Genomic DNA, 13,750 nt, shown 5'->3' with positions numbered 1-13,750 from the left:
CGGATAAGTTAGACGACCGCACCAAACAGTCTACCGACCAATGCGGTAGCTGCCATCGCTGCCGTTCCCCAAAACAAGACACGAAAAGCTCCCGCTAAAACGCCTGCTCCACCCGCTCGAGCAGCTACTCCGCCAAGCAGTGCAAGAAATACGTGAGAACTGCCAGCCACCCACGGGATCATTGCCGTGCCATTAACAATAGCCGTGACACCAAGCGGTAACGCCGCACCGATAGCAAAACTCACAGCTGAAAATAGTGCCGCCTGTATCGGCCTTGCACTTAGAGCCTCCGATATACCAAGTTCGTCGCGGGTATGAGCACCAAGCGCATCGTGAGCTGTTAGCTGTGTTGCCACTTCCATAGCAAGATCGGGAGAAAGGCCGCGGTCGATGTAAATTCCTGCAAGTTCGTGCAATTCGTGTTCGGGGCTAGCGGCCAATTCCCGCTTCTCGCGTTCAATATCGGCTTTTTCTGTATCAGCCTGTGAATGCACGGAAACATACTCGCCCGCTGCCATCGACATTGAGCCGGCGACAAGGCCCGCAACCCCCGCGATCATTACGGCCGCATGATCTGCATCGGCCGCAGCAACGCCTATCACAAGACTTGCCGTGGAAACAATCCCGTCGTTGGCACCTAAAACAGCTGCGCGCAGCCAGCCGATACGGTGAGTTCGATGTAATTCGCGATGGCTCATTATAATATTCTATCCAGAGACAGAATACTCTATTGGTGGTGTTTTGAGGAAAAGTTGTCGCGGCCATGACGAAGCGTCTTTGCCATCCAAACGAGTTCGTCGAGAAAGCCTGCAATGCGTTTTTCGTAGGCTTCGTCGAGAAGTTTGCCGTTCTCGTCAAATTTGTCTCCGACCTTTGGAAAATTGAGATCGCTAAATGTAACGACAAGGCCGAGTTCACGAACCATCGGAACACACGCTTCAATCACGCGAGTGCCTCCCCACGGTCCGGCGGACACGCCGACGAAGGCGACGGCTTTGTGGATATACTCTTTTAACAGCAGGTCGAGAACACTTTTCATGCTGCCGGGATAGCCGTGATTATATTCGGGCGTGACGATAACTAGGCCATCGGCGCGAATTATCGCATCGCGCCATTCGGGAAAATCTCCGCTGATCTCAGGACCGTAATGATCGTGCGGCAAATTAAAATCACAAACGTCAAAGAGCTGCGTTTCTATATCTCCGCGCTCCCGCATCTTACCGCAAACCCAGTTTGCGACATTGCCGCTCTCGCGATTTTTGCGTGCCGTGCCGAGTAAAGTTGGAATGAAGAGACTCGTACCCATGTTAATCCGCGCCTAAGACCTGAGCGACTGCTTCTTTCTTCAAGCCGCTACCGTTACGCTTCTTGTATTCGGTGAGCGAAATTTGCGGGTCGCGCCAGGCGTCTAGGTGGCCGACTTGGTGGACGCATTGGATCGTGCAGGTTGGGGCGCACCATTTTTCGGTGTTGTATTCGCGATCCATGTCGGCGTGGGTGTATTCGAGCAGCGGGATGCCCGGCGTGCCTCGCTGTTGCGAGCACCAACTGACAATTCCGGCTTCGTCTATGTAGAGATAACGGGCACCGGCACGGCAGCGCCATTCGTATTCGCCGCCATCGACGAGTTTGTCCTGAAACCAGTTCCAACGAGCGTATGAACTGGCTCCTTTCGACTTGATCTCTTTGTAAACTTCTTTTTCACGTGGAGTCAGACCTTTGAGCAAACCGTCGCCGTCGTGAATGACGCCGACCGTTGATGAAAAGCCTAGCTCTCTTGCTCTATTAGCGATCTGCAAAGCTTCATCGGGATTTGCAACGCCGCCGCCGACAACCGAATTGATGTTGACCTTAAATTTCGCGTGATCACGAAGGTTTATGAGCTTGCTGTCGAGCACCTTGAGGCTCTTTTTCGACACGTCATCGGGCGTGACGTTGTCGATCGAGATCTGCAGGTAATCAAGGCCTGCTTCATTGAGACGCTTGACCTTTTCGGGTTGAAAATAATAGCCGTTCGAGATCAGGCCGGCGATCATACCGTGATGGCGAATGCGTTCGATGATCTCGTAGATCTCAGGATGCATCATCGGCTCGCCGCCGGAAATTGTAATGACCGACGAGCCAAACTCAGCCAGTTTATCAATGCGTTCGAGCATTACGTCGATCGCCACCGGATCGCTCGTCTTGTCGTATTCGTTGCAATAGGTACACGCCAAATTACACCGCCGCATCGGCACAATATGCACCAAAACGGGATGTTTCGTCGATGCAAAAGCACGAACCGTGTGCCTCACACCGCGTGTAAATCTGCTAAAACTGCTAGCCTTTGGCATAAACTAAACCACAAATCTTCAAACAAGTAATTATAAATTTTGAACCTAATCCGTTCAAATCACTAAAGGCTCGGAAGGAGTGTGTAGCTGTCCCAAGTGTCCCACTGTCCCACCGTTTTTTTTCACTCTGTCCAGTTCCAACGTTCCGCACCGTTCCACTACCCCGTGGAACGCACTAAACCTTGCAGATGCAGGAGTTAAAGGCGCAAAATGCCCGCATTCCACGATTGTTGAAAAAAAGTAAGCTTTGTCTCGCAAAACTTCATAACTGCTGCACATATTAATGTTACAGCAACACGAGGATTCGAGACACCGCAAACATCGCCGGAACAAGTCTGCGAAGCAGAGTCAATCTCTTAATTCAACGGCTATAACAGGCTTGTTACTTGGCAACAACGTATTCGACGTAACTATGCTTTAATCTTCTTGGCCGAACTTGGATAGTTCAGCTTAAACATATTGCCGTCAAGTTTTACGTTCTTTTCAATCTTTGAGAGCAGAACTGTCGTTGTGTCGTTGTTTTGTTCCGTGATCTTCGCTTGGCGAGGCATTCCGTCCGGATCGACCCAGAGGTCAGCCATCTTGTAGCTAGTTGGCGTTTTGGGCGTAAGTTGAATGTGCCATGTTCGCGTTGTACCGCCGACCTGTTCTTCTCCAAGATAAACGACGGAGTAGTTTGCCTGAAGTTGGGCCTTGGACATGTTCATAAAGGACAGCGGTCCGCCGACAGCCGAACTATTCTTGGCCTTGCTGACCTTGCCAACGATCACTTGATTTAATCTTGGGCGATAAAGCTCATAATTATCGCCTATTACTGCCATCTGTTCCTCGGTAGGCTTTGTCCAATCAACTCTGATATATGAGCCGCGCTTTGCGGTTTTGGGCAGATAACTCGTGCTTCCTATGTAAATGTCGGAATCATTGATCTGAACATTTACCTTCTCCATAGTCACATTTGCTGTAAGAGACTGGAGCGCTTTATTATTCAAATCCATGCGTTTGAGTATTTCACCCAGGATATTCTGAGCCTTAGCTTCCGTTACGGAAACAGATGAAATCAAAAGGCCGAAACTGACAACAAAAAAACTATAACGTAATGCTTTTCTCATAAATTTAGCGATCTAAATCGATGTAATTAAAGGGTTTTATTAATTAACTCTGAGAGAGTCCTGATCTTTGACGGTCGAAGAGGCGGTTTTGGTTGCAGGCTCCTTGGTTTTATCGAACCATTCTTTTGGCGTCGCAAAGATGAAAATAAGGATAACGATGCACAAAACGTCCCATTGCCAAGAGGCCCGTTCATAGTTCCAGTTGATGATGTTTTTCATAACAACTCAATTTAGTCAGGCTTGCCGCCCGCTTATGCAGGCGGTTCTGACACAATGTGTCCGTCACGCATTTGTATCGTTCGCGAGCAGGCAAGCGCTGCCTCGGGGTTGTGCGTGATCATGATGATCGTCTGATTAAATTTTTCATTTAGCTCGCGAAACATCTCCAAAACGATCTGCGAATTCTCAGTATCGAGATTTCCCGTCGGCTCGTCCGCCAAAATTATCGCCGGAGCGTTGACGATCGCCCTCGCAAGAGCGACACGCTGCTGTTCTCCGCCGGAAAGTTCGAGCGGCTTATGGTGCATTTTATCTTCAAGCTTGAGAAGCCGCAAAACCTCGCGCCGTCTGTCCGAATTCTTGCTGCCGTTGCCTGTGTGTATTTTCTCGGCAAGTTTGAGATTGCCCTCGGCAGACAGTGTCGGAAAAAGATTGAATCGCTGAAAGACGAATCCGATCTTTCGGCGACGGATGTCTGTACGTCGTGAGTCAGACACTTTTGCAAGGTCCTCACCGTCTATTAAGATGCTGCCGCTTGTCGGGCTCAGCAATCCGCCGAGCAGATGCAGCAACGTCGATTTACCGCAACCGGACGGCCCCATTATCGCCACAAATTCGCCCTCGTTCACCTCAAGCGATATACCACGCAGCGCCGGAACATCTATCTTTCCGATTTTGTACGATTTTTTTAGATCGCTTGTGGACAGGATGGCTTTCATTGTCAGGTTTATTGAAATCGTGTGCCTGAGGTCTTTTGGGGGCCGTTATTTTTCTCGGTACCGGGCTGTAGATCGCCGCTTGCATCGCTCAGCCGCTTGTCGAGGTCGATCTCCTCTAAATTCCACGAGTTTTGAAGCACGAACGCGTTCTCAGGATAGGTCTTACCGATGCTCACAGCCTCAGGTGTTTGATAGGTCAGCTTCATCGAATATTTGTCCTGCGGACGCGTCACCTGGATCTCAAGCGGCAGGTTTGGATAGTCGCCGCTTTCGCCTAAGTTCCCTTCCTTACCATAAACGATGTCAGATTCGATCTCGCCCTTTGCGTCAAATATCTGCTGGCGTGCCAAGCGAATACCGCCAACACGGTCGAACCAAAATCGGCGTTGAATCATCAATCCGCCGTCAGTAGTTTTGCCGTATTCATCGAGCAAATAATAACCACGCATCACTTTACGAAGCGGTGATTTTTTGTCGACGCTTTCGTCTTCCTCGGTCTGAAAGATCGAGCTTTGAGTGTAAAGCTTTTCGTTATCAGTCGAACGCACAAGCATCGCATCGGTGAAATGCTGCGGCCTGAGATTGGCAAATGCGTTTACGCTCTCCTTAACTACTTTGCCGTTGCTCAGATCGGTGGAATTCAGGTTCTTTTGCAGTTTTGAATAGTCGGCATTATTAGTTCCCTTGACAAACTTTTTATATTTGCCCGAACCGCCATCCTGCAATACCGCTACTCGAAAATTTGTGCCGTCCGAAGTCATCTGAGCGACATCACTTTTTATTATCGGCACCTGGACCTTTAGCAAGATCTTGCCCGGACGCTGAACAACAACTTCGCCGTCCGCTTGTCGATAAACTTCCTTGCTGCCGAACTCGGCAAACGAGTTGTCCTCAAACTTCAAATACATCTTCGCCCGCATCGAAGTTACTTTCGCAAATCGATTGATCTCGTTGATCAAAGTCTGCTGGCCGGCATTTTCAGTTTTAAGGAGAGTTGGCGTTTTCTTGTCAGTCTTGACGATGTTGCACCCAACGGCAAAAAGAGCCGCCATTGCTATCAGCAATGTCTTTAGTTGCAATGATCTAGCGGTTAAAAACCTCATCCTACTCTGATGCCTCGAATCGGCCTTACAGTTGTAGCAAAGCTACCCAAATCACACCTTGTGACGCTCCTCAAACCGAAAATAATACCACGTCAAAACAGCATATCCTAACCAAGAAAAGGCGCGGAACCGAGGCCGCTTTTGCCTCATGTTCCGCGCACATCATTTCTCGAAAAGTGGACTAACCCGTAAAGACGCCCGAGCCTCTCGTCAGATAATCCTGCATTGTGTATGCAAACATTATCGCAAGCCAAAAGAAGCTGCCCACCGCAGCCAGCCAGATCATACGCTTGCTCCAATAGACGTGCATAAAAAAGAGCATGACAAAGGTCATTTTGGTAAACGCGATCAGAAGTGCGACCAGCGTGTTAGCTCCCGGAAAGATACCGTCCATATCCACGGTCGCCGCAAAATAGGTCAATATGGTACCGACGACAAGGATCATAAATATCCCCAAATACTTGGGAATATTCATGTGGTCGTGGTCGTGATGTTCGTGGTTATGTTCCGTCGCCATAATTTTCTAATGCATAAAGTGCCTGCCCAGCAGGTAGAGCAGAGGAAACAGGAATATCCAAACAATATCGACAAAGTGCCAGTAAAGTCCCGACATTTCAACCGGCATATAATATTCCGCCGTGTAATAGCCGCGCCAGGCCGTCCAGAGCAGCCATAGCATCAGGCCGAGGCCCACTATCATATGAAGGGCGTGCAGCCCTGTCATCACAAAGTAGATGAAATAGAAAATGCGCACCTTGTCGCGAAACTTGTTGGCGTCAATGATCCCATTAGAGAAATAGCCGATCTTTTCCGCGTTGGTCAGCAGATTCTTATCCTGGGCGTATTTGACCAGTGAACAGTCGGCCCACTGAAACTCACCTTTCGGATTTGGGGCGTGGTGAGCTGCCGCATCGGGGCCGTGCGATACCTGCCAACAGGGCTTCTCGGCTTCGTGATGAGCATTCTTATCCTCTTTATATCTTTTATTGAGCCCTGTGACCGGGATCAGGCCGTCGTTATACTTGCTCGTGTACTCGATCGCCTTGACACCCAAAAAGGCCGCGCCAAAGATCATCGTAAGCACGATCATCACGACCTGCATCATCCGTTTGCCCTTCTGAGCGTAATAGACCGTGAGGGCCATCGTCAGTGAGCTGACGATGAGTACGAGGGTGTTGAGGCCGCCCCAGAATGCGTCGAGATGATTACTGCCGGCCGCAAACGCCATCGGATACCGCGAACGAAAAACGAGATATGCCGTAAACAACCCGCCGAAGAACATGATCTCCTGGACAAGGAACAACCACATCCCGATCGAGACGCTTTCTTCCTGCTGGCCCATGTCTTCAAACTGATGCTGAAGCCCGGGCTCGTGGTAAACAAACTTGTCCGAATGTGAATGTGCCGACATAATTTATTTGCGATTTTAGATTTTAGATCTGCGATTGAGCGACCAAGTGACCGCAGACCGCAAATCGAAATTTTGCAAATCAGACCAAAGCCGCCTCCCGACGTTTTGCTTCCTCGATATCGAGGCCGTTTTCTTCGCCAAATTCGTATGCTTCCCAAGTGACGACCGGCATCGTCTCAAAATTCTCAGTTGGCGGCGGCGAACTTGTCCGCCATTCCAGTCCCGGCAGCATCCACGGGTTGTCACCTGCAGGTTTGCCCGCTATGAGCGAATGCATCAGATAAACTGCCGGCATAAGAAGGCCGATCCCCAAAACCGATGCTCCGGCGGTCGAAAAAATATTCAAAACCTGCAACTCCTCTGGATAGGACGCGTACCGGCGAGGCATTCCCTGATAGCCGACAATAAATTGAGGGAAAAACGTAAGGTTAAACCCGACAAATACAAGCATGGCCGAGATCTTGCCCCAAAATTCCGAGTACATCTTGCCCGTCATTTTAGGCCACCAGTAATGGATGCCGCCAAGATATGCGATCACCTGGCCGCCGACCATTACATAATGGAAATGGGCAACCACGAAATACGTGTCAGTAAGATGAACCGTAAGGCCCATAGCTCCTAGAAAAAGCCCAGTCAACCCGCCGATCAAAAACAGTCCCATAAAGCCGATCGCATAAAGCATCGGCGTGTCAAAAGAAATCGATCCTTTGTACAGCGTCGCCGTCCAGTTGAACATCTTGATGGCGGACGGCACGGCTACGACCATTGTCAGGAACGAGAAAACAAGGCCAGCATAGATCGATTGCCCGCTGACGAACATATGATGTCCCCAAACGAGAAATCCGAACACAGCAATGGCTATGCTTGAAAATGCGATAAATTCGTATCCAAAGACCTTTTTACGCGAGAAGTTTGAGATCAGTTCGCTGATAACCCCCATTCCCGGCAGGATCATGATGTAAACTGCCGGATGAGAGTAGAACCAAAATAAATGCTGAAACAAGATAGGGTCACCGCCTATTGACGGATCGAAGATACCAACCTGAGCAACCCGTTCAATGGCAAGGAGAAGCACAGTGATCGCTACCACCGGCGTTCCGAGTACCATCACAAGACTGGTTGCGTAATGTGCCCAAACGAACAGCGGCAACCGAAACCAGGTCATTCCCGGAGCACGCATCGTGTGGATTGTGACGATAAAATTGAGTCCGGTCAGGATCGACGAAAATCCGTTAATAAAGATGCCGAGACCAACGAGCATCACATAAGAATTGGAGAAAGTCGTCGAATATGGCGTGTAAAATGTCCAGCCTGTATCGACGCCGCCCTGCATCAGTGCAAACAGAACAAGGCCACCGGCGATCCAATAGATGTAAAGACTCAAGAGATTAATGCGCGGCAGGGCAAGGTCCTTGGCACCGATCATGATCGGCAGAAGAAAATTGCCCAGGATCGCGGGTATCGACGGGATCAAGAAGAAAAAGATCATCAGGATCCCGTGTTGCGTAAAAACCTTATTGTAGGTTGCTGATTCCAGCAGATCGCTGGCCGGTGTTAGCAGTTCAAGCCGGATAGTAGCTGCATAAAGCCCGCCAAAAAGAAAGAAAATCGACACCGAGATCAAATACATGATCGCGATGCGCTTGTGGTCCTTGGTCAACAGCCATGATCTGAGCGTCGAGCCGTTGGTCAGATAATTCAGCTTTTGCTTACTCCCGTAACCGTGTGATATGGCTTCTTGGCTTTGCATAATCTCTTAAAACCTACTTATTACTCGTATTGCCGTGTGCGGCCGGTTTTGATGCCGCTGTGTTAGCAGCCGATGTATTCGCATTGGCCGCCGGAGCCGTCGTCGCGGCCGCACTAGTAGAACTTGAGGCAGCGGCGGCATTGGGACTGAGCGATTTAATATAAGCTACAAGTGACGTGAGTTGTTCCTCAGTCACCTGTCCCTTAAAGGTTGGCATTATGGGCTGAAATCCTTCAACGACCTGCGATGACGGGTTAAGTATCGAATTGCGAAGATAATTCTCATCAGCCTTGACCGTGGCTCCTCCAACCAGTTTTACATCGTGATTGAATATGCCTTCGAGTTTCGCACCACGCTGGGCAGGTCCGCCGGCATGACAGGAGGCACAGCCTAATTTGTTCATAAAAAGGTCTTTGCCTTCTTCAACCGGAGTCTGTCCAGAAACACTGCCGCTCAGCCAATTGTCAAAATCACGCTGCTCCATTACATAAACATAGCCGCCCATTCCTGAGTGGTTAAGTCCGCAATATTCGGCACAGAAAAGGTGATACTTGCCGGGCTTTGTCGCATTGAACCAAAGATACGTGTAGCGTCCCGGCACGACGTCCGCCTTCGTCCTAAACGCGGGAATATCAAAATCATGCAGAACGTCTTCAGTAGTCATGGTCAGTTTGACATTGCGTCCTACTGGAACATGTAGCTCATTGATCTCGCGCTGTCCGGTTTGGTGTTGTATTTTCCACATCCACTGTTTGCCGACAACATAGATCTCCATTGAGTCATCCGGCGGTGTGAACTGTTCGAAGTATACTAACGCTCCACCGAGAAAGATGGTCATCGAAACAACGAAGGGAATGATCGACCACACGGTTTCGAGTACCATCGAACCATGCATCTCTTCAGGTGTCGCAAATTTTTCAGTCTCACGATACTTGATGGCGAAAACAAAAATAGCTACGACGATAGGAATCGAAAACACGATGCTGACGACTATAAGGTATGCATACAACAAGTCGACATGCGCCGCGAAAGTCGATGCCTGTTCTGGAAATAATGGAACCCAATTTGTAGTCTGCATAAATAATCAAGTCGCAAGTTTCGAGCGTTAGTCTTAAGTCAGAAAGAGATCCTGCTTAATACTAAAACTCAAGACTCCAGACTCTTCCGTTTATTCTTTCGCCAAAACGCGAAGATCATAGTTCCCATGCCGAGCAGCGTCAAAACGCCGAAAATTCGAACACCTCTCAATACCGCAAGGCCATACTTGCCGGTAGAAGGATCGTAGTGATAGCAATACAACAGCAACTTTTCCGTCGCGGAACCAACCTTGTTTTCTGCCGATTCCATAATGCCGAATTTAACATCCTTCGGCGAGTAATCGATCCCGTAAAGATATCGTGACAGTTTGCCGTCGGGCGTTACGACCATTACTCCCGCAGCATGGGCGAATTGATTGCTCTTTTCATCCCACTTAAAGCTGAAGCCCGCTGCCGAGGTCACTTTGTCGATGGCTTCCCGAGTACCGGTCAGGAAATGCCAGCCCTTCTCAGTGCCAGGTCGGCCGTAGCGCTCCATATAGCTCGCCTTTTTATTCTTTGCGAGATCAGCGATATCATTTTCACGAGCGTCAAAGCTGATCGCAACCACGTCAAATTCCTTGCCTGCGTCGAATGAAACTCCTTTTAAGCTGCCCGTCAACCCGTTCAGAACCTGATTGCAGAGCATCGGACATTCGTAATAAACAAATGTAAGAACAACCGGCCGGCCCGAGTTAAAATATGTGCCTAATTTTACAGATCTTCCATCTTCGTCTTTTAGTTCTGTATCAAGAGGCAATTGTTCGCCAAGCTTTTGTTCGATGCCGACTGTTTTCAAAGTCTCGGGCAGGCCGGTCGTAGAGCCAAATTCTGCCGGATCATACGTCTTAGGCGAATACAGCGGCGAATTGTAATGCTCGTTCTTTTGGGCAAAAGCATCAGAAACTAAAAGTGAAAAACCAAAAACTAAAAGTGACGTGAAAACCGCAATGTGCCGCACACGACCGCCAAAGCTGAACGTCACAGAACCTTTAGTTTTTAGTTTTTCACTATTCACTATCTTTTTATCGTCTCTTTTCCGCTGCTAATCTGCCTGCGCTCGCATCCGTTACATACGAACGGGAATTTTTAAGAGTTTCCTCCGCCTCGGCCCCGGCTTTTGCTTTCGGGTTACCCGCAAGAAATTTTTCTTTGGCTGTCTCGATCGGCATCACGCTAACCGTTCCGGTCTTCGAATCCTTTCGACCGTGTTCCCACATTTCGTCCCACTGTTTTTTCAATTCCCTGTATTCGGATTGGGGTGCTTGCAACTCCATGTTCACCCAACCTTTTTCAGACTCAACGCCAAAACCCGGTGCTGCCTGTAGCCTAGGCTCAGGCGGAAGTCTTTCTTTCTCGGACATGGCTAACGGATTTTTTTCACTGTCGGGCACCTTCCAATAATCATTCAAAGTGCCAAGAAACGCCCACATCAAGCCGAAAGTAATAACTATCAAAAGCACAAGTCCGATCGTGAAACCGACTATTCCCTTAAACTGTATCTCGTTCTGCTCATACGGGATATTAAGGTCAATGGCATTGTCCGAATGTTTCTTTGATGACATAACTTAATCTAAATCCAATCCCTTAGTGTCCACGGCCGTGTTCGATGGCTCCTTGCAAATATGGATCTTTGACAGGTACCAGCGGACGCTTCATCAACTCGCCAAAGAACCACCAAAGCCAAATACCGCCAACCGCGACTGGTGCTACGAAGTCCATCCAGCTAATGTACAATCCCCCCTGCTCAAGTCCGCCCGGCATAACACGATTACTCGGCCCGATCAGGTAAAACATATCAACGACACGCATCACAAGGATAAATATCGCTAGTGTAGCCAGCCATCGAGCCTTTCGCTTGAAATCCTGTTGAAGCAAAACAAGGAACGGAAACGCGAAATGGAACGCGATCAACCCGATACCAACATAGCCCCATCCGCCTTTCATACGAGTCAACCACCAGCCGGTTTCTTCAGGCAAATTTCCCGCCCAGATGATAAGAAACTGTGAGAAATTGAAGTATGCCCAAACCATCGTCAGGGCGAGCATCAATTTACCGAGATCGTGAAAATGCCGTTTTCCGACCACGCGATCCATTGGAGCCTTGTCCGACAAAAAGCTGAGAACCGCAACAACAAAGCAAAAACAGCTCAACGCCCAACCCGCGATGAAAAGTAGTCCCCATAGGGTCGAAAACCAATGAGCATCCAGCGTCATCATCCAATCAACTACCGCAAACGTTACAACGAGCGAGTAAATGACCAGGATCGGTCCTGAAAACCGGGACATACGCTCAAGAATGAGCCGTGATTCCTCGACGGTGTTGGTTTCATCCTGCTTGGCCGACCATTTATTGAGCAGGTAAACCATTATGCCTAAGAGAACAAAATATATAACCGAACGAACGATCCAGAACCACGGCGTCATATAAACCCCGCGATGCTCCATTACGTGATCGGTCGGCGGCAAAATTGTCCATTCGTAAACCTTATGCGTGTAAACGCCAATCGCGAGCGGAATGAACATCAAGGCGATCAAGGGCAGTGTCCTTGATCCGGCCTCAAGCATCCTTCGGATCACAACCCCCCAAGCCCCGCCTGTCAAATATTGCAGCATCAACACACCAAGTGAGCCAATGCCGATGCCGCCCCAGAAGATAAATCCGAGCAGCCACGACCTCAGGGCCTGCTCAACATTGAAGTAAGCCCCAACCGCCCACAATATCAATGCGATGCCGCCAATGCCGAGTGCCACCGTTCGCAGTCGGCTGATCTCATTCGGAGCCATGTAATTGCCGGAATTCGCCATTTACTCGTGTCCTCCGGTTTTATGCGGCTCAGTTTTGATTTCTGTATTTGAATTCATCTTCAAATTCTCATCCGGATTCTGGCTTACTTGAAGAGCACGGATATAGGCGACTATCGCCCAGCGGTCGGCGGGCGGGATTTGATAAGCATAGCTGCTCATCCTGCCCCATCCGTTCGTCATCACATCAAAGAAATGTCCGACAGGGGCATTTCGCAGCCGGTCGTCATGATATGTCGGCGGTTTTGGAAAACCGCGCCGCACGACCATTCCATCGCCATTGCCTATAGGGCCGTGACAAACGATACAGTTAATGTTGTACCTCTCCTGACCTCGGTCAACAAGTTCTTTTGTGACCGGCAGAGGAAATTCGTCAATATCATTTGGGAAGCTTGAAACAAGCGTGTTTCCCGACGCGTCTGTGGTGGTCGCAACAGGAGCGTTCAGATTTGGATTATCGATCTTGCCCGTGTAGAACGCCTTATTGTCGTTCAACTGACCCCGAGCGACCGTTCCTTCCACCTTTGCAGGCCAAGCTCGTTTATCGTCGATCTTCTTATAAGCCTTGTACCGCGGCTGGTCCTGCATATCAAACCGGACGCCGCAAGCAGAAGCAAGTAAGCAGAAAGCAGTGAGCAGTAAGCAGTAAGCTCCGATTCTGGACTTTGAGTCTTGAACTTTAGACTTATTCTTCAACATCAAAGACCTCCTGTCCGCCCAGGCCTTCCATAAAGCTTCTGGTTTTTTCGTAGTCGTATTTCGGATCGGCGGATTCTATAATAAGAAAGAACTTTTCACGCGTCGCCAAAGCAAATCTGGGCACGTTAAATACCGGATGATACGGAGATGGCAGCCCGTTCATAAACAACATTCCAAAAACCGCCACAAAGGCTGAGAACAGGATCGTCAATTCATATGACGCCGGAATAAATGCCGGTAGGCTGAAATGCGGCCTGCCGCCTACGATGATCGGCCAGTCGACAACATGCACGAAATATTGAAGTCCAAGACCGGCAACCAGTCCAGTAATGCCGCCTGCAAATATTAAATAGGGCAAAATGCTCCGCTTGACGCCAAGAGCTTCGTCGATCTCGTGAAGCGGGAACGGCGAAAACGCATCGGTCTTGACATAGCCCGCGTCGCGAACACGCCGCGCGGCATCGACAAGCTGGGTCGCCGTGTCAAATTCTGCCATTATTCCGTGAAGATTTTCCTTCATACTCAG

General features: G+C 49.4%; 16 protein-coding genes. All 16 read right to left on the bottom strand.

Going from position 1 to position 13,750, the window contains the following annotated elements; genetic code table 11:
- Positions 1 to 8: 8 nt before the first annotated feature.
- Positions 9 to 698 carry a VIT family protein gene (locus IPL32_12890; GenBank protein ID MBK8466718.1) on the bottom strand — a complete coding sequence of 230 codons (690 nt, stop codon included), beginning with the start codon at positions 696 to 698 and terminating at the stop codon, positions 9 to 11.
- Between the two features lie 29 nt (positions 699 to 727).
- Positions 728 to 1,306, bottom strand: coding sequence for an NAD(P)H-dependent oxidoreductase (locus tag IPL32_12885; GenBank protein ID MBK8466717.1), 579 nt, complete (start codon positions 1,304 to 1,306; stop codon positions 728 to 730).
- A 1-nt stretch (position 1,307) separates the two neighbouring features.
- Positions 1,308 to 2,333, bottom strand: coding sequence for a radical SAM protein (locus IPL32_12880; protein MBK8466716.1), 1,026 nt, complete (start codon positions 2,331 to 2,333; stop codon positions 1,308 to 1,310).
- A gap of 410 nt (positions 2,334 to 2,743) precedes the next feature.
- A complete protein-coding gene (locus tag IPL32_12875; protein MBK8466715.1) occupies positions 2,744 to 3,442 on the bottom strand; it encodes an outer membrane lipoprotein carrier protein LolA in 699 nt (232 codons plus the stop codon).
- A gap of 39 nt (positions 3,443 to 3,481) precedes the next feature.
- A complete protein-coding gene (locus IPL32_12870) occupies positions 3,482 to 3,661 on the bottom strand; it encodes a hypothetical protein (protein ID MBK8466714.1) in 180 nt (59 codons plus the stop codon).
- Between the two features lie 32 nt (positions 3,662 to 3,693).
- On the bottom strand, positions 3,694 to 4,380 hold the full coding sequence (locus tag IPL32_12865; GenBank protein MBK8466713.1) for an ABC transporter ATP-binding protein: 687 nt from the start codon (positions 4,378 to 4,380) through the stop codon (positions 3,694 to 3,696).
- Between the two features lie 8 nt (positions 4,381 to 4,388).
- The gene (locus tag IPL32_12860; protein MBK8466712.1) at positions 4,389 to 5,483 is read right to left on the bottom strand and encodes a hypothetical protein; all 1,095 of its coding nucleotides are present in this window, start codon (positions 5,481 to 5,483) and stop codon (positions 4,389 to 4,391) included.
- A 181-nt stretch (positions 5,484 to 5,664) separates the two neighbouring features.
- Entirely contained in the window at positions 5,665 to 6,000 is a 336-nt protein-coding gene (locus IPL32_12855) for a cytochrome C oxidase subunit IV family protein (protein ID MBK8466711.1), read from the bottom strand.
- A 6-nt stretch (positions 6,001 to 6,006) separates the two neighbouring features.
- Positions 6,007 to 6,627 carry a cytochrome c oxidase subunit 3 gene (locus tag IPL32_12850; GenBank protein ID MBK8466710.1) on the bottom strand — a complete coding sequence of 207 codons (621 nt, stop codon included), beginning with the start codon at positions 6,625 to 6,627 and terminating at the stop codon, positions 6,007 to 6,009.
- 346 nt (positions 6,628 to 6,973) lie between these two features.
- Positions 6,974 to 8,644, bottom strand: a complete 1,671-nt coding sequence (locus tag IPL32_12845; GenBank protein MBK8466709.1) for a cbb3-type cytochrome c oxidase subunit I — start codon at positions 8,642 to 8,644, stop codon at positions 6,974 to 6,976.
- A gap of 13 nt (positions 8,645 to 8,657) precedes the next feature.
- Entirely contained in the window at positions 8,658 to 9,722 is a 1,065-nt protein-coding gene (coxB, locus tag IPL32_12840; protein MBK8466708.1) for a cytochrome c oxidase subunit II, read from the bottom strand.
- A gap of 68 nt (positions 9,723 to 9,790) precedes the next feature.
- Positions 9,791 to 10,738 carry an SCO family protein gene (locus IPL32_12835; protein MBK8466707.1) on the bottom strand — a complete coding sequence of 316 codons (948 nt, stop codon included), beginning with the start codon at positions 10,736 to 10,738 and terminating at the stop codon, positions 9,791 to 9,793.
- Positions 10,739 to 10,745: 7 nt separating this feature from the next.
- Positions 10,746 to 11,285 (bottom strand): hypothetical protein, encoded by a 540-nt coding sequence (locus IPL32_12830; GenBank protein ID MBK8466706.1) that lies wholly within the window; start codon positions 11,283 to 11,285, stop codon positions 10,746 to 10,748.
- A gap of 22 nt (positions 11,286 to 11,307) precedes the next feature.
- Positions 11,308 to 12,528, bottom strand: coding sequence for a hypothetical protein (locus tag IPL32_12825; GenBank protein MBK8466705.1), 1,221 nt, complete (start codon positions 12,526 to 12,528; stop codon positions 11,308 to 11,310).
- Positions 12,529 to 13,113 (bottom strand): cytochrome c, encoded by a 585-nt coding sequence (locus tag IPL32_12820; GenBank protein MBK8466704.1) that lies wholly within the window; start codon positions 13,111 to 13,113, stop codon positions 12,529 to 12,531. It abuts the gene before it with no gap.
- A 97-nt stretch (positions 13,114 to 13,210) separates the two neighbouring features.
- Positions 13,211 to 13,720, bottom strand: coding sequence for a DUF3341 domain-containing protein (locus IPL32_12815; GenBank protein ID MBK8466703.1), 510 nt, complete (start codon positions 13,718 to 13,720; stop codon positions 13,211 to 13,213).
- Between the last annotated feature and the right edge of the window lie 30 nt (positions 13,721 to 13,750).

It is taken from the genome of Chloracidobacterium sp., from assembly GCA_016711345.1.
Taxonomy (GTDB): Bacteria; Acidobacteriota; Blastocatellia; order Pyrinomonadales; family Pyrinomonadaceae; genus OLB17.
The sequence above is the reverse complement of the archived record's forward strand: the minus strand, read 5'-3'. Positions and strand labels throughout refer to the sequence as shown.